This is a genomic window from Marinobacter sp. GH_1, from assembly GCF_048595985.1.
In the GTDB taxonomy this organism is placed as follows: Bacteria; Pseudomonadota; Gammaproteobacteria; order Pseudomonadales; family Oleiphilaceae; genus Marinobacter; species Marinobacter shengliensis.
The window spans coordinates 2,158,702-2,178,703 of sequence record NZ_CP184460.1 but is presented as its reverse complement, the minus strand read 5'-3'; the positions used below and the strand labels follow the sequence as shown (position 1 = coordinate 2,178,703).

Genomic DNA, 20,002 nt, shown 5'->3' with positions numbered 1-20,002 from the left:
GGTGCACTAGCCAGAAAAGCCGGAGCTCGTCTCCGGCTTTTTTGTGTCCGCGCCAAAACTCCAAAAAAAAACGGCTCCCGCAGGAGCCGTTTTTTGATCAACCTTTCGGAAGAGATCAGTGCACGTGGCCGTGCTCCTGCTCTTCGTCAGTTGCTTCGCGAGCTTCTACCACTTCTACGTCGAAGTGCAGAGTCTGGCCCGCCAGCGGGTGGTTGGCATCAATAGTGACGGTTTCGTCGCTGACTTCCACAACACGAACGATCTGGGGACCGCCCGGAGTCTGAGCCTGGAACTGCATGCCCGGCTCGATGGTGTCTACGCCTTCAAAGGCAGAGCGCGGAACCGGCTGAATCAGCTCTTCGTTGACTTCGCCATAGCCTTCGGCGGGAGCAACGGATACTTTCACCTGATCGCCTGCGTTCTTTTCGTTCAGCGCACTTTCCAGTCCACCGATAATGTTTTGTGCACCTTCCAGGTAAGACAGCGGCTCACGGCCTTCTACACGGGAGGAATCGAGTTGCTCTCCCTGGTCGTTAGTGAGCGTGTAATGGATGGTGACAACACGAGGTTGGGCCATGTGATCTCCTTGCGTGTCGCAATGACTGTGTATTTAGATTGTAGGCAATCGAAAGTGTTCGTGAACAGCCATACTGCACAGAGGGACTAACGACCACCGGGCCTCGTTAGAGAGCCAGGCTCGGTAACAAGTATGAAAACACAGTTTAACAAGTGACAGACTGCGTTTTCTACCCTATTTATAGAGGCGAACTTCCGCTTTTCAACCGCCCTGCCCGATTTTCCAGAATTTTCCGTGACTAAGCACGCCATACTGGGTTTCCCCATTTTCGTGCTGCTCTTCCACCAGATCAGCCAGCTCGTAGAATGCCGCCGTCACCAATCGGGCCTCAATACCGTGGCGGACGTAAACCACTGGGCGGGGCTCGTCGCTGTTCGGGTACTGGCTCACCGCCAGGGGATGCTCTGGCCCTATTTCAAGAATTTCACCCACGTTGGTGGTTAGTGAAAGCACCTGCCCGGCGCCCTCTCCTTTGCGCTCCAGGGAGTGTGCCAACAAGGGGGTGTCTTCCACCTGGATGCGCCATTTCTCGACAGGTGTGACCAGGTAATGGTGCCCGTCGTCTTCCCGGCGCAAAATGGTTGAGAACAGTTTAACCGTGGCTTCCCGCGCGATTGGGGCTCCCTGATAAAGCCACTGGCCGTCTCGGGTGATCACCAGGTCCATGTCGCCGGACAACTCCGGATGCCACTGGTGCAGTGGCGGAAGGCCCTTTGCGCTACTGTGTTGCTGTACCGATCGTTCGATATCATCAGGCTTCATGTTCATTGGCGGAAACTCCCAGGTTACAGGCCGCGCATCCATTCGGCACGCAGCGGCGCCGCGCCGGGGTCACGAATAGCAAGGTCAACCTCGCCGAGAAGTCGCTGCTTATCGCGCCCAAGGTTGCCCTTGAGGACCAGGTAATTGGATGCGTGATCACTACGGAATATGGTGCTGTCCAGTTCCAGGTGCTCGAGAAACACCCGAATCTCTTCGAACAGACCCTGCTGACTCAGGGGAACGAAGTCGTCGCCGAAACCGGCGCGAAAGCGCTCCTCACCCTGGGGAAAGCTCACCACCAGCGTGGACAGGTAATCGGGCTGAGTCTCGTTGCACAGAGTGGCCGTGTTGATGGCATGCTGCCGGGAGAGCACCTCGCCCCCCAGACCGTTGAGCACCATCACAGAGCTGGTCAGCCCCGCCTGCTTTATCTTCTCCAGAGCCGACCGGGTAGACTCCCAGGTTTCGCCCTTGTTGATTCGGCGAAGCACTTCGTCATCACCCGATTCCATACCGACGTACAAAATGCCCAAACCGGCTTCCCGCAACTCGACAAGTTCTTCCAGGGATTTCCTGGCCAGGTTGCGGGGCAAACAGTAACTCGACACCCTCCGCAGACCTGGGAAAGCCTGCTTCAGGTCTGCCAGAATTTCCAGTAAGCGTCGGGTTGGCAGAACCATGGCGTCGCCGTCCGCGAGAAACACCCTTGGTACGGATTCGAAGGCCTCAGCGGCCCGGGCAATATCACGGCGGATATCGTCGGGTTTGCGCGCGCGGAACTTTTTCTGGGGTTGGGTGTACATTTCACAGAAGGTGCACTGGTTCCAGGAGCACCCGTTGGTTACCGGCAGTATCAGCGATTTGGCTTCACTCGGTGGCCGGAACACCGGCTCAACGTACTCAATCGGAAAGCTGTACATGGCGTCTCAGCAACAATTCAGGGAAGTTGGATATGGGTAAGATCAGGGCAAAAACTGGGCTTTCAAGTCTGCGCAGCCGGGTCCCACCACTGGCATGTCGAGCAACACCGCCTGCGCAGTCATGAACGGTATGCCTTTGCGGTGGCCATCCACCAACAGGGTGGACAGACAGCCAACGAACGGCATGTGAGACACTAGCATCAGCGGCGAGGCCTTGTTCTCCAGCAGCAGATCGAGGCACTTTCCGGGGTCGTCATCCGGGGTGATGACCGGGCATTCTTCAACCGGGCAATTGAGCACTTCAGACACGATCGCCGCGGTCTGGCGGGCGCGCGTATACGGACTGGCCCAGATTCGCTCCGGCCGCCAGGGAGACTTGGCAATCTGCGCAGCCACAGAGGCGACTCCGGCTCGGCCGGCTTCCGTCAGCTCCCGTTCCTGGTCCAGGGTGTGCCAGCCGGCCTCACCGTGGCGCATGATGATCAGATGCAAGGTAATCCTCCCTGCCCGGCGTGGGCTTACTGGCTGATGGTGCGGGGCAGAATAAATTCGACGTCGGAATTCTGCACCGCCATCATCAGGCTGTTGATCACCGCGTTGATAGACGCCCCCTCGTATAGGATCTCATAGAGCCCGCGCACCAGAGGCATGTAGATACCGATGGCTTCGGATTTCTCCCGGACCAGTTTCAGGGTGTAGATACCCTCGGCTACCTGCCCCAGCTCCTTAGCCGCTTCGTCGAGTTTCTTGCCCTTACCGACCGCATAACCTACACGGAAGTTCCGGCTTTTGTTCGACGTGCAGGTGGCAATGAGATCGCCGACACCGGCCAGCCCCATGAAAGTCATCGGGTTCGCGCCCAGACTAACCGCAAACCGGCTCATTTCCGCCAGGCCCCGGGTAATCAGCATCGCCTTGGCGTTCTCACCCATTTCCAGGGCATTGGCCAGACCCGCGACAATGGCATAGATGTTCTTCAGCGCACCAGCCAACTCCACGCCGTACACGTCGACATTGGCGTATACGCGGAAATACTCGCAACCAAGCAGTTCCTGGATGGCACGGCGCACCTCCGAATCTTTGGCGGCAATGACCGTGGCTGTCAGTTCCCGGTTCACAATTTCCGCCGCCAGGTTTGGGCCGCTGAGCACGCCAGAGCGACAACGGGGAATTTCCTCCTGAAGTATCTCGCTCATCAGCTTGAAGCCGTGCTCTTCAATGCCTTTGGTCAGGCTGACAACAATCTGGCCGTCCCGGAATACCTGGCTGTTTTCCCGGATAACGGCACGAAATGCCTTGGAGGGAATGGCAACCAGCACCACTTCGGCTTTGCGAACCGCGTCTGAAAGATCGGTCGTGGGCTGGATATCGCCTTCCAGGGTTATGCCTGGCATATAGCGTTTGTTGATACGATTCTGACGAACATCTTCGGCCTGCTCTTCATCACGCATCCAGAAATGGACCGTGTGGCCATTTTCGCCAAGCACCTTGGTCATGGCAGTACCAAAACTGCCACCGCCCAGAACGGCGACGTCACGAGGGCCCGCGCCTGCGGTGCGGAGAGTTGCGTTTTCAGACATATCTGTTCCGTTTTGTTGCTTAAGCGGCACTGCAGGGAACGCTTAACCGAGCGTTCAGCCCGGTTCTTCGCACTCCAGTGCGCGCACCAGGTTTTTGAATTCTTCCCTGTTCTTGCTATTCATGCTCATCAGCACTTTGTGGGCATCGAGCACTTTGTCTCTGACCTGCTGTTCACTGGCCTTCAGTACGGGAATTTCTTCGAGCTCTTCAATTCTGGAGGCGGGCTCCCGAACAATGATAAAAATCTTGTCGAAACCCATAGAGCCGATAATGCGGGTAATGTCGGGGTTGGTAGAGATCAGAGTTGGCAAAAACTGACTTTGTTTCTGCGCCGCCAGGGCTATCTTGGCCAGCAGCCCAAGGGTGGTGCTGTCGATGATTTCCGTTTCCGTGAGATCGACCACAACCGTTTTGAACTGGGGATCATGGGTGATGGACTCAACCAGATTGTCCAGCGTCGAACACAGGTTCAGCCGGATTTCCCCAATAAACTTCAGGACGTAGATTCCCTGCTTCTCAGCTTGCAGGATTTTATAACCAGCCATTTTCACACTGCCACTAAGTCGACGACGTGTTGTCTGAACCATCTATGGTATCAGTTACCGATACTATCGCGATATCATCCGGCAGCTCCGAGATCTTACCAAGCCCCAGAGCGTCGCTCAGCGATGCGATAGTGTGACTACCTCCTGATACGAGTTCAAGTAGTGTCTTCTCCTTTTCATCCAGGGATTTGGCAGGAATCACTTCCAGAATCCCGTCTGAAAACAGCAACAGCCGGAACGGCTTGTCCAGCTTGACCTCGTAAACCTCCCACTCTGGTGCCTCAAACAACCCTACCGGGAGCCCACTGCCTTCCAGAAAACGGGTTTCGCCGCCCTCGAACGACAAAATCGGCATCGGGAAGTGTGCACCAACCGCATAACTTAATGTACGGGTGGAAATCGAGATAATGCCAACAAATACGGTTACGTGCTTACCGAGACCAGTATCCAGAAGCTCCGAATTGATCCGTTCCAGAAACCGTTCCGGGTACAGGATATCGTCGCTGGATTGGCGGCGCATATTGCGCTGCAGGCGATTAGTCAGGTTCTTGAGCAGCACCGTGACAAACGCCGAGCTGGCGCCATGCCCCGATACATCGGCAATATAGACCAGCACTTTGTCTTCGGTGATGCGGAAGTAGTCCAGGAAATCGCCGCTCAGGTAGAGCGAAGGCTTGATCAGGTGGTCCACCTGTAAACCGGACAGACGCAGCTCGTGGTCCGGTAACATTTTGAGCTGGACCTTGCGCCCGGCATTCTGGTCAGCCCTCAATTCCGCGATACCGGTGCGCAGTTCGCGGTTGGCTTCTTCAAGCTCCTGCCGGTACAACTGGTTCAGGCGATTCACCCTTACCCGGTCAAACAGTTTGCCGATAACGTCGTCCAGGGCGCCCTTGTCGTCGTTACAGGGTTTAAGAACAACATCCGCTGCACCTGCTCTGAGGGCCTGGACAATCTCCGCACTGGACTCACTGCAGGTACAGGCAACGATAGGGGTAAAGCTGTCGGCTTCATCCAGTCGCTTTGACAGCTCTCGGATGGCCTCGGGGGGCAAATCTGCAAAGATGACATCGGGAATGTTATCTTCGAAAAGGCTTCGGGCGGCGCTGACATCGGGAAATCCAGTCACGTAGAAGCCTCTCGCTTCAAGGTAGCGGGACAAATCCGATCTAGCCTGTTCGTTGGCGTCAATAATCAGAATGCGCTCGGTGCGCGAGGTCATGTTGATGGCCTTAAACTACCAGCGATAAAAGAGAAATTGGCTTCATTACGCCTATTCTGGCATGCCCCTGTGATATAACAAGGGCCGTGTCATTAAATTGGGAGATTTGTAACCATGCGACGTGCCGTCAACGACCTGCTCGGAGCCTACGACAAGCTCATCATGGACCCCGTGCACGGCGGCATTCCCTTGTATCGGCATGAAATCCAGGTGATTGACCATCCCCTGTTCCAGCGTCTGAGAAACATCTGCCAGAACGACATCCTGAGCCTGGTGTTCCCCGGCGCGACCCACTCCCGGTTCCTGCACAGCATTGGCGTAATGCATGTGGGCACCCGCATGTTTCGTTCAATGATCGACGCCTACCTTCGGGAAAGGCAACTCAGCGAACGCACAGATCTGAGCCTGAGCCAGCTGGACGCCATCGATTACCTGGCCAAAACCATTCGCCTCGGTTGCCTGCTGCACGACAGCGGCCACTCCAGCTTTTCGCACCAGTTCACCCAGGCCCGCCGCATCCGGGAACTCATGTCGCGCCCCCAGCGTTTCCGGGACCTCTGGCGCGGGGTCGACTTCACCCGTTATCACCCGGAGGAGCCAGGAGAACTGGAACATGAACATTATTCCGTCCGGGTTGCCCATGACGTGCTTTCATCGGTAGATCTGGAGAACGCTGGGCTGAACGCCGTTGATGTGATTGGCATCATGGAGACCACCGACGTAACCCCAAGCGACACCTTCTGCCGCCACGCCCGCACCTTCTGGGCATTCATTGCCGGCGAAGATGCGGTCGCCGGCACCATCGGTGAACAGGACGTGCCGGCCCTGGTCATGGGGTTGCTGTCGTCCATCGTGTCCGGTGAGATCGACGCTGACCGGGCAGATTACATGCTGAGGGATGGTTTCCACAGTTCCGTTACCATCGGCGGGTTCAACCTCGACCACCTTCTAAGCAACCTGAGGTTTGGCTGGGATGTGTCCGAACCCTGGATGGGCCTGGCGATTACCCAGAAAGGCCTGGGTGCGCTGGAAGATTTCGTTTACAGCCGGTATCAGATGTACCGGAAAGTCTACGCCCACAAAACAGCCCTGGGTTTCGACTGGCTGCTGCGGGAAGCCATCAACGAAGTACTGGAAGACGCGGAAAGCTTCGACTGGATCGACACCTGCCTGAGCGATATGAGGTACTTTGCCGAGCTGACCGATAACTTCTTCTGGGAAGCTTTCCGGAAAGTGGCCCGCAAGCATCCGAAAAGTTATTCATTCTGCATAGTAAACCGGGTGAAGCTGCACCACCTGGATACCCGGGAAAATCTCGACAAACAGCAGATTGCCGACCACAGCCACTGGCTGGCTGGCGAGTTGGCCATGGACCCGGGCAACGTGGTGACCTGCTCCATGCGCGCCCGTTTCTCGAATATCCAGGACAACTTCAACGGCATAAAGGTATTGGTGAAGAATCCGATCTCCCGGGAGCGCTCATTGCGCAAGATTACCGAGGTCAGCGCGTTTTTCTCGAAGTTTGGTGACGGCACCATCACCCATTTCTACAGCCGGCCGGAAGTCACCAGGATGGCGCCTCCCGACCTGCTTGAATAGACTGGTGCGCTACTGAATCGCGGCAACCAAGCGGGTGGCGCTTTCCCACGCGCCTTCCACCCGGCCGCCAGCCAGCCAGTCGCCCGCCAGCCCAACCCCATTCTCGGCATCGTACCGATAACCGGGCTGACTACTCCAGGCCGACCGGGCATAAAGCCAGCGGTGGGCCACCGTCTCATCGGGCCGGGCATCGGCACCGGTTAACGCCGCGAATTCGCCCACCAAAGCGTTGCTGACATAGCCCGGCTCTGCATCCACATGGGCCTTGGTCCACTCCGGGGTGGCATGCAGTACCCACCATTGGCCGGAATCATCCCGGCCCGGCTTGGAGGAGTTGTTACCAACCCAGTAGAGCACCTCAGAGTGCGGGCGCATGGCGTCTGCGTCTACTTCCGGTGGCTCCGAATAGTGAGCCGCCACTGCCCAGCACGGGAGAATCTGATCAACCGGCTTTTCCAGCTCTTCCGCCAGCCCGTCAAGCTGGCTCGCCCGTAACAGTTCCTGGGCCTGGGCCGGGGGCGCGGTGATGATCACCTGGTCGAAAACACCGTGGTTCAGTCCTTCTGTACACACCAGTTGCCACTGGTTACCGGAACGCTCCAACCGTTCAATTCTCACCTGGGCAGTGACATCAACGTGAGCAGACAATGCGCGGGTGATGGCGGTCATTCTCGGTACGCCAACATAACGCTTCTCTTCCGGAAACGCCTGCCAGTTCAGGGTGTCGTCCTGAAAACGAAATCTGGCCGGCCATTCGAGGAACGCATCGCTTCCCGCCCAGCGCTGCAAGAACGAAAGAAACTCACGGTTGCGGGCGGTAAAATATTGAGCACCAACATCGGCAGAGCCACTACCCACTCTCTTGGAGGCCATACGACCACCGGGCCCGCGACTTTTCTCAAACACCGTGACACTATGGCCCAGTTGGCCAAGTAAAATTGCAGCCGTGAGGCCTGCCAGACCTGAACCGATAACCGCTACGCTGCGTATTGATGTGGTGTCTGATGTCACTTTAAGCATGGTTGTATATGGCCCGATTGAATTACTGGTTAACAAACATTCTGAGATGGTTCGATTCCGAAGCCGGTTCAGATCACCTGGACTCCAGTTCCAGATCCTTTAACTGGGTGAGAGTGCTGCCTTTTATCGCATTGCATCTTGCTTGCCTACTCGCATTTTTCACTGGTGTCAGCACGTTTGCCGTCGTGTTCGCCGCAGCCTTTTTCATCATCCGGATGTTTGCCATCACTGGCTTCTATCATCGTTACTTTTCCCACAAGACATTCAAAACCAGTCGCGCCGCCCAGTTCGTGTTCGCCGTACTGGGTGCCAGTTCGGCCCAGCGGGGCCCATTGTGGTGGGCCGCTCACCACCGCCATCATCACCAACACTCTGATAATGCGGAAGACCTGCATTCCCCCCACCACGGCGGGTTCTGGTGGTCTCACGCTGGCTGGTTTACCTGTGATGCCGGTTTCAGCATGGATGAACGCCGGGTACGAGACTGGTTGAAATTTCCGGAACTCAAGTTTATCAACCGTTTCGATTCATTGATCCCGGTCGCGGCAGCCGTGCTGATCTACCTCCTCGGTGAAGCCCTGGCGGTTTGGGCACCGGGGCTGGGCACCAATGGTTTGCAACTGCTGGTTTGGGGATTTTTCATCTCAACGGTGTGCTTGTTCCACGCGACGGTATCCATCAACTCCTTGTCGCACGTGTGGGGAAAACGCCGGTTCGAAACCGACGACGACAGCCGAAACAATTTCTGGCTCGCGCTCATTACGCTGGGCGAAGGATGGCACAACAATCATCACCGGTGGCCACAATCCGTGCGCCAGGGGTTCCGGTGGTATGAAATAGATATTACCTGGTACGGGCTCTGGGCGTTGTCCAAGCTCGGGATAGTGTGGGATTTGAATCCAATACCGGCACACATCCAGAAAGAAACCCGTGAATTGGACGAACAGAGGAGGAAGCGCAAATGACGACTGCTTCTGCCATCGAGGTCGGCTCACCGAACCCCGCCCTGCCAGCTGTGCTCGACCAGTTCTGCGCCTTGTTCAATCAGCTGGATAAGGGCAATCTGCACAAACTGCAGCAGGTTTATGGTGAAGACATCGAGTTTCAGGATCCATTTGGAACGGTGAACGGCCTGGATGAACTGACGAATTACTTTGCCGACGCCTACGGCAACGTTATCCGCTGCCAGTTCCGCTTCAACAGCCCAGTGATCCAGGACTCCTGGTGCACGATTCCCTGGGTAATGGAGTTGCAGCACAAACGCATCAAAGGGGGAAAAACCGTAGAGGTTGAGGGTATCAGCCACCTCCGGATTCTGGACGGTCGGGTACGGTACCACCGGGATTACTTCGATGCCGGCCAGTTACTCTATGAAAATCTTCCGGTAGTGGGCGGCGTGATCCGCTGGGTCAAGGAGCAGGCAGGATGAGCAGACGCCTGGAAACCGCCAGCAACATCTGGCTGACCGGCGCATCGTCCGGTATTGGCGAGGCACTGGCAAAACAACTTGCCACCCACGGGCACAGGCTGATTGTCACCGGGCGCCGGAAGGAGGCACTGGATGCCCTGGTGAATCAGCATCCCGAACAGATGCTGGCAGCCCCCGCCGACACCACCAGTAAGAGTGATCTTGAGGCTTTAAAGGATTCTCTGGGCCACTTTGGTGATCTGGATATGGCGATACTCAATGCCGGTACCTGCGAATACCTGGAAATCGCCGAGTACGACAGCCGCGTTATTGAAGCCAACATGATAACCAATGTGGTTGGCACCGCCCGCAGCCTGGATATCGTGCTCCCAGCGCTCAGGGCCACACGGGCCAAAGGTAAACCGGCAACACTGGTGATCGTCAGCTCGTCGGCCTGGTGGTTTCCCTTTGGCCGGGCAGAGGGTTACGGCGCTTCAAAGGCTGCCCTGACCTACTTTGCTCACGCGCTGCGTGCCGACTTGGCGGCGGAAGGCATCGACGTGGTGGTGGTCTCACCGGGCTTTGTAAAAACACCTCTGACGGACCGTAACGACTTCCCCATGCCCTTCATCATCAGCTCGGAAGATGCAGCCCACCGCATCGTTAAAGGGCTTGAAAAGGGTAAAACGGAAATCGCCTTTCCCCGGCGTTTTACCTGGCTGCTCAAAGCGCTGGGCGCCTTACCTCAAGGCCTTGTGGATCGCATGGCCGCATCCATGGCCCGTAACAACCACTCTTGAACACTTTGGTAACAGGAAAAGATTGCATGAACCCGAATCGTCAGCGTATTGCTGTGATTGGTGCCGGTGTATCCGGCTTAACGGCGGCCTGGCTGCTCAGCGAAAAACACGACGTTCAACTGTTCGAGGCTGGCGATTATGCGGGTGGCCACACCAACACCGAGCAAGTTGAGGCTGGCGGGCGCGTTTGGCCGGTGAACACCGGTTTTATCGTGTTCAATGACTGGACCTACCCGAACTTCATCAAACTGATGGACCGCCTGGGAGTGAAATCGGAAGTCAGTAACATGAGTTTCAGCGTGGACTGCCATGCATCCGGCCTTCAGTACAATGGCACCAGCCTGAACACACTGTTTGCCCAACGCAAGAATGTGCTCAACCTGAATTTTCTCAAGATGATCCGGGAGATTCTGCGGTTCAACAAAGAATCCCGCGCCGATCTCGCCGCTGGCCAGATTCCGGAAGGCGAAACCCTGGGCGAATACCTCAACCGCAATCGCTACAGCCGCTATTTCCGTAACAACTACATTGTTCCAATGGGTGCGGCTATCTGGTCTGCACCGGAAATCGTATTGGAGCAGTTCCCGATCCGGTTTTTCCTGCAGTTTTTTAACAATCACGGCATGCTTTCGGTGGACGACCGCCCAACCTGGCAGGTGATTTCCGGTGGTTCTGCCACCTACGTGGACAAGATGATGGCGCGGCTGGGCGACCGCACTCACCTGAACAGTCCGGTAACGGCGATTACTCGGGATGAAGAAGGCGTCACCATTGTCGTGAACGGCCAACAGCACCGGTTCGATCAGGTTGTGCTGGCCTGCCACAGCAACCAGGCGCTGGCGATGCTGAATGATCCGACCGATCAGGAACAGGACATCCTTGGTGCCATCGGCTACCAGAAGAACGATGTAGTGTTGCACACCGATGCCAGCGTTTTGCCATCCACCCGGCTGGCCTGGGCAGCCTGGAACTACATGATTCCCGAACACAGCACCCAGCCGGTGTCGGTGACCTACAACATGAATACCTTGCAGAACTTCGATGATGCGCCTGAAACCTTCTGCGTTACGCTCAACCGCAGCCATGACATCGACCCCGCCAAGGTCATCAAGCGATTTGAATACGACCATCCGGTGTTTACCCTCGAAGCCGTGGCCGCCCAGGAGCGCTATGACGAGATCGGCAACCGTAACCGGACCCACTACTGTGGCGCCTACTGGTTCAACGGCTTCCATGAAGACGGTGTACGCAGCGCATTGCGCGTTACCCGCGCGTTCGGGGTGGAGCTCTGATCATGGCCAGCCAGTGGCTAGAAGGCACTATAAGACATCGGCGTAAGATTCCGGTTTTGCACGAGTTTAAGTACAAGATCGGTATGCTGGCGTTAGACCTGGATGACTGGGAGACCATCACCTCTTCGAGCCCGTTCTTTTCCCTGGAACGGTTTAACTGGATGTCTCTGTACCGGCGGGATTACCTGAACCCGGAAGTGCCCAGTCTGCGCCAGGCAGTGTTCAACCAGGTGAAAAGCGCCACTGGCTGGGCACCGGACGGCCCAATAGAGCTGATCACTCATCCGCGCTACCTGGGATACGTCTTCAATCCAGTCAGCTTTTATCTTTGCTACAACCACGGCGAAAGCCCTCAAAACGGCGACGTTCCCCGAGTGATTCTGGCGCAGATTACCAACACACCCTGGAAGCAACGCCATGTTTACTGCCTTGAGTGCCATCAGCCCGGATCTACCCTGACCGGGGCGTGGCATACCGAACGCTTTGCCTTCAGCAAGCGCTTTCACGTGTCCCCGTTCAACGGCATGGATCAGCAGTACCAGTGGCTGTTCAGTTTCAAAGGCCCCGAGCTACGTATTCACATGAACGTGCAACAGGGACAGGAAAAACATTTTGATGCCACCCTGGTAGTCCAACGCAGCCCGTTTGAACGTAAAACACTGCACAGAAGCCTGAGGCGTTTTCCCCTGGAAACCCTCAAAGGCACGGCCGGCATTTACTGGAATGCCCTGAAGCTGAAGCTCAAGGGCGCGCCTTTCTACACCCACCCGGACAAGCTGGACAAAACGGACAGCCAATATCGAAAGGGCGTGGAAGATAAAGGCGCGGAGATCACTTTAACACCGGCACCCAGGCACTCAGATTCAGATATAGCGGGAAGGGTAAGCTCATGGAGAACCTGAACACATCCGTAGACAGCCAGCGCACCAGCCAAACGCCGCTGGTAAGCCGGATTGCAAAACAGCTTGTCTGCCAGCAGCTGTCACAACTGGCCCACGGCAAACTGGTGGTCAAGGAATACGGTGCTGAGGATCTCGTCTACGGTGACGGGGACCCGCAGTATCCGGCAGCGGAACTGGTCATCCATGATCACACCACCTGGCGTGATCTGGTGACTGGTGGCAGCGTTGGGGCCGCCGAGTCCTTCGTTGCAGGGGACTGGAGCTCTCCGGACCTGACCGCCCTCCTGCGTTTTTTCAGCCGAAACCTGGACACCATGAATGCCTTTGAAGACAAGTTCAGCTGGGTAAGCAAGCCGACCCTGAAAGCGCTGCATTGGCTGAACCGCAACACCCCTGCCGGTTCGCGCAAGAACATCAGTGCCCACTACGATCTGGGTAACGATTTGTTCCAGCTCTTTCTTGACCCAACCATGATGTATTCATCGGCCATTTACCCGAGCGCGGACTCAACACTCGAAGAAGCCGCGGTCTACAAGCTGGATACCATCTGCAAGAAGCTGGACCTGCAGCCAGAGGACCGTGTGATCGAAATAGGCACCGGCTGGGGCGGGTTTGCCATTCACGCCGCCAAGCATTATGGCTGCCACGTAACCACTACCACCATCTCCCGGGAGCAGCTTGAGCTGGCCAAAGAGCGGGTGAAAGCCGAAGGCCTGGAAGACCGTATCACCCTGCTGTTTGATGACTACCGTGACCTGACCGGGCAATTCGACAAGCTGGTGTCGATCGAAATGATTGAGGCCGTTGGACCGCAGTTCCTGGACAGCTACCTGGCCCAGATCAGCACGCTGCTCAAGCCGGACGGCCTTGCCCTGGTGCAGGCTATTAATATGCCGGAGCAGCGTTACGACCGGGCCCTGAAGAACGTCGACTTCATTCAACGGTACATTTTCCCGGGCAGCTTCATACCCTCATTCGGAGCCATTATCACGTCCATGCGCCGCGGATCCAACCTGGTGCTGACCCACTCCGAAGACTTCGGCTTCCATTACGCCCGCACCCTGCGCGACTGGTGTGACCGGTTCATGGCAAACCGGAACACCCTGCTTGAACGTGGCTACGACGAGGCCTTCCAGCGTCTATGGCACTTCTACTTTGCCTACTGTGAGGCGGGCTTCAGCGAACGGGCCATTGGCGTGGCCCACCTGGTGCTGGCCAAGCCCGCCAACAAACGCGCCAACATACTCAGTTTATGATCGCCTCAGACACCGCCCGCAATATCCTGAACTTCGCCCTGTTCCAGACAGGCTGGCTGGTGTGCGTTCTGTTTCCCGGCCTGGCTGCCGCCGGGCTGGTGTTGATATTTCTGGCCATCCACTTTGCGTTGGTGAGCCAGAAGCGCTTTACCGAGCTCCAGTTCATCGGCTTCGGGGTGGTGCTTGGCAGCCTGATGGATACACTCTGGTTCCGAACCGGTGTACTGGGCATCAATGGTGCCGATGAAGTGCTGGTTGCGCCCCCCTGGCTGGTCGCTATCTGGGCCATATTCATGACCACCCTGTGCCACTCACTGGGCTGGATAGCGCAACGCAAATGGCTACCTTATGTGTTTGCGCCGATCGGAGGGCCGTTCGCCTATTGGTCCGCCAGCAAACTGGGTATCGTCACCCTGCCCGACCTCACGATCTCTCTGGCCGCCATGGCCGTGGGGTGGTTCCTGTTATTCCCGTTGCTGCTTTTCGTTCGGAAGACCCTGTACTCGGAGTTGCAGCCATGATTCGTTCAGCCATTACCTTCAGCGCCCTGACCATTCTGGCACTGCCCGTAAACGCCAACCAGTTCGTGTTCACCGGCACAGCCAAGAGTAACGGTGGCACGTTGCTTTACCAGGAAGTCCATCGGGTTGAGGGCCATTGTGCGGAAGGCATCTTCGAACCCCAAACTCACTCAGTGAACTACCGAAAGGAACCTGGCGAGGACCCCTTCGCAACCAAACAGATGAACTATGAAGACTCCTCGCTCCGCCCGAGCGTGGATTTTCAGCAACCGGACTTCAACGAGAGCCTGAAAATCACCTACCCGGAGGCGAACCGCCTGGATATTGAATGGCAGACTCCCGCCGGCGACGTTGAGAGGTACGAGGTAGATTTTGATAATCGGTTAGTGGTGGATGCCGGTTTTGATCATCTGGTCCGCGCCAACTGGGGCCAGGTTACCCGGGGAGAGTCGGTGGAGTTTCGCTTCCTGGGCCCGACACGGGGCGAGCATTATGGGTTTGTACTGGAACCCACCCGCAATAACCAATTGAACTCCGATGTTGTCCTTCGTATTCGCCCCACCAGCCTGGTTCTCCGGTTTCTGGTTGACCCTATCGTGCTGGGGTACAACAAAGAGGGCGCACTGACCGAGTACCTGGGCCTTACCAACATCCGTGAAAACGCAGATGCCAATTTCACCGCGCACATCCGCTACGAGGTGGAACAATACCCGGATTGTGAACTGACGCCCTGAACCCGGCCCGGCCGCCAAACAGATAACCGGCCACGGTGTGGTAAACTCTCGGGCAAAACGTACCGGAGACTCCACCCCCATGATGTTTGTGTCGTTTAACGTCAACAGTATCCGCACCCGTCTGCACCAGCTTGAAGCTGTGATCGAGCAACTGAACCCGGATATCATCGGGCTTCAGGAAACCAAGGTCACTGACCAGGAATTCCCGGTAGATGACATCCGCAAACTCGGCTACCACGTGCACTTTCACGGCCAGAAAACCCATTATGGCGTCGCCCTGCTTTCCCGGGCCGAGCCCGAGTCGGTCCAGAAGGGATACAGCACCGATGACGACGATGCCCAGCGCCGTCTTATAACCGGTCGCTTTACCGTGAACGGAGAGCCGCTGACAGTGATCAACGGCTACTTCCCCCAGGGTGAGAGCCGGGATCATCCGGTGAAATTTCCCGCAAAACAGAAGTTTTACCGGGATCTGATGGCCTACCTGGACGACTTGAAAAGCCAACCTGGCCATGTGATTGTCATGGGTGACATGAACATCTCGCCCACAGACAAAGACATCGGCATTGGCGCGGATAACGCCAAGCGCTGGCTGCGCACCGGGAAATGCAGTTTTCTGCCAGAGGAACGGGAATGGCTTGCCCAGGTTGAAAGCCGGGGCTATACCGACGTCTTCCGCCACCTGCACCCGGACGAAGCCAATACCTTCAGCTGGTTTGACTACCGTAGCAAAGGCTTTGAACGGGACCCTAAACGGGGCCTGCGAATTGACCTGATAATGGCCAGCGACAGCCTGCTGCCCAAAGCCACAGAGGCCGGCGTATCCTATGATATCCGAGGTATGGAACGGCCATCAGACCACTGCCCGGTATGGGCGCGGTTTGACCTCTGAGGAATCGATTCAGCGATTATGAAAAAAATCAAAACCAGGGACAGGATTCTCGGCACCAGCCTGGCGCTGTTCAACAGCCTGGGCGAGCCGAATGTCACCACCCTGCTGATCTCCGATGAGCTGGACATCAGCCCGGGCAACCTCTATTACCACTTCAAAAGTAAAAGCGACATTGTCGACGAGCTGTTCCAGAGCTTTGAAGCGGAAATGGTGGACTTACTCGCGGTGCCGGACGACGCCGATATTTCACTGGACCAGTTCAGTTTTTTCCTGCATTTGCTGTTTGAGGCTGTCGCCCGATATCGTTTTCTGTATCAGGATCTGGTGAACGTGCTGTCTCGCTACAGCCAGCTGCAAGTGCGGTTTAAACGGATTCTGGCGAAGAAAAAAAATGCGTTTCGGGTTTTGTGTGAGAGCTTTCAAAGCCAAGGGGTCATGACCATCAGTGAAGACGAGCTGCTCTCGCTGTGCGAACAGCTCACCCTGACGGCCTGCTATTGGAGCAGCTTTGACACGCTGTCCCATCTGGATGACCGGGAATCGGTAGATCCGGGCAAGGGAGTGTATCAAATGCTGCACCTGATCCTTCCGTACCTGGCGGAACAGGAGCAACAGGAGATTCAGCTGACCAGCCGCAGCTACCTTTGAGGGTTATTCTTCTTCATCCGAGGCTGGTGAATCACCCCGCAATCTGGCCAATTCGCTTTCCAGCGCTTCAATCCTGCGCTCCATCGCTTCAATTTCCTCGCGCCGGTGAATACCAAGGCGACGCAAAGCACCGGATACGCGCTGGTCGAACATGTGCTCAAGCTTGTCCCAGGTTCCGGTCGCCTTTTCCTTAACCTCACCAACGCGACCCTCTACGGTCTTGATCTGCTTTTCCACCACGCCCCGGGTCCTGGTTTCCAGTTGCTCACCCTCCTGCACCAGGCGCTCAAAAAACTTACCCGCGTCTTCCTCGGCCTTGGTGTAGGCACCCAGACCCGCAAGCCAGATCTGGCGGGCGGAATCCTTGATTTTGTCCGCCAGCTGCGGATCATTTTCCGGGTTTTTATCGTCGTGGTCTGACATGAATACCTCTTGGCAACAAAGCGGGAACGGTCTGGCCCCATTGTATTACAGCCAAACGGGGATTTCAGTGGTCATACACACCTCCCTGAAACCCGCATAACGAAGGGGCGCAGTATAAACACCCAAGGCATATGAAAAAATGTTTTCAAACGAAAGCCGCTCTCACTTGAACTGCTCACATTATGGTCAATACTTCCCGTTACCGGCATCCCAGTTGATGTCGGTTTGTCTGGAAGTCTTTCATGGATACTACTCGCACGCCTCTGCCCGGCATTCCTTGCCGGGCTTTTTTTTTGGTATTATCGCCCATACTTATAAGCTTATTCCTCAAAGCGAAACCTGGAGCACGTAAATGATTGAGATTGCCTGGAGCCAGTTTACCCCTGGCACTGCACTAACTGGCGGTATTCTGATTGGGCTGGCCGCCGCCAGCTTCCTGCTTCTGAACGGCCGCATTGCCGGCATCAGCGGCATACTCGGCGGTTTGCTTACCCCCACCAGAAGCGACATTCTGTGGCGAATTGCCTTTCTTGCCGGGCTGATTGGGGCACCAGCGATTTGGACACTGGCAGGCCAGTTACCACCTATCGAAATCAACGCCGGTTACCCTGCCCTGATTGCCGCCGGCCTGCTGGTGGGCATTGGAACACGCTATGGGTCCGGCTGTACCAGCGGTCATGGGGTTTGCGGTTTGTCCCGGCTGTCAGTTCGTTCCCTGGTGGCCACCCTCAGCTTTATGGGCATGGGGTTCGTGACCGTTTATGTTATCCGTCACCTGATTGGAGCCTGAAGCCGTGAAATATCATATTGCTTCCCTGTTTGCCGGCCTGATTTTTGGCCTTGGTTTGATTGTTTCCGGTATGGCCAACCCGGAAAAAGTCCTCGGATTTCTGGATATCGCCGGTGCCTGGGACCCATCCCTGGCCTTTGTCATGGGCGGTGCGGTTATTGTTGGGCTGGTAGCCTTCACCATCGCCCGCAGACGCACATTGTCATTCCTGGGCTTCAACATAAAGCTCCCCACCAACACCCAGATCGATAAACGGCTGATCGTCGGTAGTATGATGTTTGGGGTCGGCTGGGGTATTGCGGGATTCTGCCCGGGGCCGGCTTTGGTTGCCTTTGGTGCGGGCGAAATCAAAGCTGTGGTCTTTGTTGCATCGATGGTCACAGGTATGATTCTGTTTGAAATTGCTGAGCGTATACGGGCATCATCCGGTCATAATGCCTAACCCCTGAGCAACACGGCCCGATCACAGCATTGTGCCGGGCCCCAAGGGGCCCGTCTTTAAATCCCCGGCCATCAACCATTGGAGCCCTAAGTGGATATCAGAAAGATTGATGAAACCCTATCGGTAGCCCCCCAGATTTCGGTTCAGGATGTTGCCGAAATTGCCCGACTCGGCTTCCGGACCCTGGTTGCAAATCGCCCGGACCGTGAAGAGCCCGGCCAACCCGCCATGGCGGACATAGAAGCGGCAGCGCGGGAACATGGCCTGGAGTGGGTATTCCTCCCGGTGGAGTCTGGCAATATCACCGACCAGGACGTTGACCAGTTTGCGCCGATGATCCGGAATGCCGATAAACCCGTACTGGCCTTCTGTCGCTCTGGAACCCGCTGTACCGTGCTGTGGGCCCTGAGTGCCGCACGGGAAACCCAGCCGGAGGAGATTCTGTCCAAAGCTCATCGCGCGGGATATGACATCACGGGCCTTATACCGCGATTGGCACAGCAGGCTGGCAAGCATTAACCCACCACCATCGGATAGCATCAATGCCATATAAAGGGACGGATCAGTTCAGCCATAACGAGCCCGAACGCCTGGGGGTACTTGTGACCAACCTTGGCACACCAGACGCCCCCACCACACCAGCACTGAGAAAGTATCTTGCCGAGTTCCTGTGGGACCCAAGGGTGGTGGAAGTACCACGCCCCATCTGGTGGTTGATCCTCCATGGCATCATCCTGAGAATCCGGCCAAGAAAAAGCGCCCAGGCCTATGCCAGTGTCTGGCAACCGGAGGGCTCTCCCCTGCTGATACACACCGCCAAACAGGCGGAAGGCATTCGGGAAGCGCTGAAGAAAAAGTATGGCAGCAACGTGGTGGTGGGTTTTGCCATGCGCTACGGCAACCCGTCAATTTCCCGGGTATTGGAAGACATGCAGCAACAAGGTGTTCGCAAGCTGCTTGTCCTGCCGCTGTACCCCCAGTATTCGGCATCCACCACTGCGTCTACCTTTGATGCCATCTCCGCCGACTTTACCCGCCGCCGCTGGCTGCCGGATTTCCGGTTTGTGTCTCACTATCACGACTACCCGCCCTACATTGAGGCCATGGCACGCCATATTGAGGCGCACTGGGCCAATCATGGCCGGCACGAAAAACTCATCCTGTCGTACCATGGCGTCCCCCTGAAATACCTGCTCAAGGGCGATCCTTATCACTGTGAATGCCATAAAACCTCACGCTTGCTGGCCGAACGGCTTGGCCTTGGCCAGGACGACTACCTGACGACCTTCCAATCGCGCTTTGGGCGGGAAGAATGGCTGCAACCCTACACCGACGAAACCCTTAAATCCCTACCGGAAAAAGGTGTAAAATCTGTAGATGTCTTCTGCCCGGGGTTCTCTTCGGACTGCCTCGAAACCATCGAGGAAATCAACGAAGAAAACCGGGAATACTTCATGGAGTCCGGGGGTGAAGCCTTTGGCTACATCCCTTGCCTGAACGCCACACCCGGCCATATCGACGCATTGGTGCAACTGGTGGAAGACAACCTGAAAGGGTGGGCCGTGCCTGACAACAGCCCGGACAATCTGGCTGCCAGGCAGAAATGCGCAGAAGCCCGGAAACAGGCGACGTTTCCCGGCCGGACGGATATCTGAGACGACCGGTACG

General features: G+C 56.5%; 24 protein-coding genes. 15 read left to right on the top strand and 9 right to left on the bottom strand.

The window, feature by feature from the left end:
* Nucleotides 1-115: 115 nt before the first annotated feature.
* The 7 genes from ACNSOI_RS09920 to ACNSOI_RS09890 form a co-directional block, all read right to left on the bottom strand.
* Entirely contained in the window at nt 116-577 is a 462-nt protein-coding gene (locus tag ACNSOI_RS09920) for an FKBP-type peptidyl-prolyl cis-trans isomerase (protein ID WP_058089788.1), read from the bottom strand.
* 201 nt (nt 578-778) lie between these two features.
* Entirely contained in the window at nt 779-1,345 is a 567-nt protein-coding gene (locus ACNSOI_RS09915) for a DUF1285 domain-containing protein (protein ID WP_286249679.1), read from the bottom strand.
* Nucleotides 1,346-1,362: 17 nt separating this feature from the next.
* On the bottom strand, nt 1,363-2,259 hold the full coding sequence (locus ACNSOI_RS09910; RefSeq protein ID WP_420193923.1) for a radical SAM protein: 897 nt from the start codon (nt 2,257-2,259) through the stop codon (nt 1,363-1,365).
* A gap of 42 nt (nt 2,260-2,301) precedes the next feature.
* Nucleotides 2,302-2,751, bottom strand: coding sequence for a phosphohistidine phosphatase SixA (gene sixA, locus ACNSOI_RS09905; protein ID WP_106695740.1), 450 nt, complete (start codon nt 2,749-2,751; stop codon nt 2,302-2,304).
* 26 nt (nt 2,752-2,777) lie between these two features.
* The gene (locus tag ACNSOI_RS09900) at nt 2,778-3,839 is read right to left on the bottom strand and encodes an NAD(P)H-dependent glycerol-3-phosphate dehydrogenase (RefSeq protein WP_420193922.1); all 1,062 of its coding nucleotides are present in this window, start codon (nt 3,837-3,839) and stop codon (nt 2,778-2,780) included.
* A 54-nt stretch (nt 3,840-3,893) separates the two neighbouring features.
* The gene (locus ACNSOI_RS09895; protein WP_420193921.1) at nt 3,894-4,385 is read right to left on the bottom strand and encodes an STAS domain-containing protein; all 492 of its coding nucleotides are present in this window, start codon (nt 4,383-4,385) and stop codon (nt 3,894-3,896) included.
* A 13-nt stretch (nt 4,386-4,398) separates the two neighbouring features.
* Nucleotides 4,399-5,607, bottom strand: coding sequence for a PP2C family protein-serine/threonine phosphatase (locus ACNSOI_RS09890; RefSeq protein WP_061332882.1), 1,209 nt, complete (start codon nt 5,605-5,607; stop codon nt 4,399-4,401).
* 114 nt (nt 5,608-5,721) lie between these two features.
* On the opposite strand from ACNSOI_RS09890, the gene ACNSOI_RS09885 reads away from it, so the two are divergent.
* Complete coding sequence (locus ACNSOI_RS09885; protein WP_286921547.1) at nt 5,722-7,206, top strand: HD domain-containing protein; 1,485 nt, start codon at nt 5,722-5,724, stop codon at nt 7,204-7,206.
* Between the two features lie 9 nt (nt 7,207-7,215).
* Here ACNSOI_RS09885 and ACNSOI_RS09880 read toward each other — a convergent pair whose 3' ends face one another.
* Nucleotides 7,216-8,226, bottom strand: a complete 1,011-nt coding sequence (locus ACNSOI_RS09880) for an NAD(P)/FAD-dependent oxidoreductase (protein ID WP_420193920.1) — start codon at nt 8,224-8,226, stop codon at nt 7,216-7,218.
* 8 nt (nt 8,227-8,234) lie between these two features.
* Here ACNSOI_RS09880 and ACNSOI_RS09875 point away from each other — a divergent pair, with 8 nt between their 5' ends.
* From ACNSOI_RS09875 to ACNSOI_RS09830, 10 genes are all read left to right on the top strand, one after another.
* Nucleotides 8,235-9,191 (top strand): acyl-CoA desaturase, encoded by a 957-nt coding sequence (locus tag ACNSOI_RS09875; RefSeq protein ID WP_061332879.1) that lies wholly within the window; start codon nt 8,235-8,237, stop codon nt 9,189-9,191.
* Nucleotides 9,188-9,655, top strand: a complete 468-nt coding sequence (locus tag ACNSOI_RS09870) for a nuclear transport factor 2 family protein (protein ID WP_106695737.1) — start codon at nt 9,188-9,190, stop codon at nt 9,653-9,655. Before ACNSOI_RS09875 ends, ACNSOI_RS09870 begins: the two co-directional genes overlap by 4 nt.
* Nucleotides 9,652-10,434 carry an SDR family NAD(P)-dependent oxidoreductase gene (locus ACNSOI_RS09865; protein ID WP_106695736.1) on the top strand — a complete coding sequence of 261 codons (783 nt, stop codon included), beginning with the start codon at nt 9,652-9,654 and terminating at the stop codon, nt 10,432-10,434. The genes ACNSOI_RS09870 and ACNSOI_RS09865 overlap by 4 nt, the downstream gene beginning before the upstream one ends.
* A gap of 26 nt (nt 10,435-10,460) precedes the next feature.
* On the top strand, nt 10,461-11,726 hold the full coding sequence (locus ACNSOI_RS09860) for an NAD(P)/FAD-dependent oxidoreductase (RefSeq protein WP_420193919.1): 1,266 nt from the start codon (nt 10,461-10,463) through the stop codon (nt 11,724-11,726).
* Nucleotides 11,727-11,728: 2 nt separating this feature from the next.
* Entirely contained in the window at nt 11,729-12,628 is a 900-nt protein-coding gene (locus tag ACNSOI_RS09855; protein WP_286255543.1) for a DUF1365 domain-containing protein, read from the top strand.
* On the top strand, nt 12,616-13,884 hold the full coding sequence (locus tag ACNSOI_RS09850) for an SAM-dependent methyltransferase (protein ID WP_061332874.1): 1,269 nt from the start codon (nt 12,616-12,618) through the stop codon (nt 13,882-13,884). The genes ACNSOI_RS09855 and ACNSOI_RS09850 overlap by 13 nt, the downstream gene beginning before the upstream one ends.
* Nucleotides 13,881-14,405, top strand: coding sequence for a DUF2878 domain-containing protein (locus tag ACNSOI_RS09845; protein ID WP_420195691.1), 525 nt, complete (start codon nt 13,881-13,883; stop codon nt 14,403-14,405). The genes ACNSOI_RS09850 and ACNSOI_RS09845 overlap by 4 nt, the downstream gene beginning before the upstream one ends.
* Nucleotides 14,402-15,139, top strand: a complete 738-nt coding sequence (locus ACNSOI_RS09840; RefSeq protein WP_061332872.1) for a hypothetical protein — start codon at nt 14,402-14,404, stop codon at nt 15,137-15,139. The genes ACNSOI_RS09845 and ACNSOI_RS09840 overlap by 4 nt, the downstream gene beginning before the upstream one ends.
* 79 nt (nt 15,140-15,218) lie before the next feature.
* Entirely contained in the window at nt 15,219-16,031 is an 813-nt protein-coding gene (gene xthA / locus ACNSOI_RS09835; protein ID WP_286921556.1) for an exodeoxyribonuclease III, read from the top strand.
* Nucleotides 16,032-16,049: 18 nt separating this feature from the next.
* Nucleotides 16,050-16,679: a TetR/AcrR family transcriptional regulator gene (locus ACNSOI_RS09830; protein WP_061332869.1), complete on the top strand. Its 630-nt coding sequence runs from the start codon at nt 16,050-16,052 to the stop codon at nt 16,677-16,679.
* Nucleotides 16,680-16,682: 3 nt separating this feature from the next.
* Here the strand turns inward: ACNSOI_RS09830 and ACNSOI_RS09825 are convergent, their stop codons facing one another.
* The gene (locus ACNSOI_RS09825) at nt 16,683-17,102 is read right to left on the bottom strand and encodes a phasin family protein (RefSeq protein ID WP_061332867.1); all 420 of its coding nucleotides are present in this window, start codon (nt 17,100-17,102) and stop codon (nt 16,683-16,685) included.
* A 352-nt stretch (nt 17,103-17,454) separates the two neighbouring features.
* Between ACNSOI_RS09825 and ACNSOI_RS09820 the strand changes: the two genes are divergently transcribed.
* From ACNSOI_RS09820 to hemH, 4 genes are all read left to right on the top strand, one after another.
* A complete protein-coding gene (locus tag ACNSOI_RS09820) occupies nt 17,455-17,892 on the top strand; it encodes a YeeE/YedE family protein (protein WP_061332865.1) in 438 nt (145 codons plus the stop codon).
* A gap of 4 nt (nt 17,893-17,896) precedes the next feature.
* Nucleotides 17,897-18,334 carry a YeeE/YedE family protein gene (locus ACNSOI_RS09815; RefSeq protein ID WP_286255529.1) on the top strand — a complete coding sequence of 146 codons (438 nt, stop codon included), beginning with the start codon at nt 17,897-17,899 and terminating at the stop codon, nt 18,332-18,334.
* A gap of 90 nt (nt 18,335-18,424) precedes the next feature.
* Nucleotides 18,425-18,853 (top strand): TIGR01244 family sulfur transferase, encoded by a 429-nt coding sequence (locus ACNSOI_RS09810; protein WP_106695729.1) that lies wholly within the window; start codon nt 18,425-18,427, stop codon nt 18,851-18,853.
* A gap of 23 nt (nt 18,854-18,876) precedes the next feature.
* Entirely contained in the window at nt 18,877-19,989 is a 1,113-nt protein-coding gene (gene hemH, locus ACNSOI_RS09805) for a ferrochelatase (protein ID WP_286255524.1), read from the top strand.
* Nucleotides 19,990-20,002: the final 13 nt, after the last annotated feature.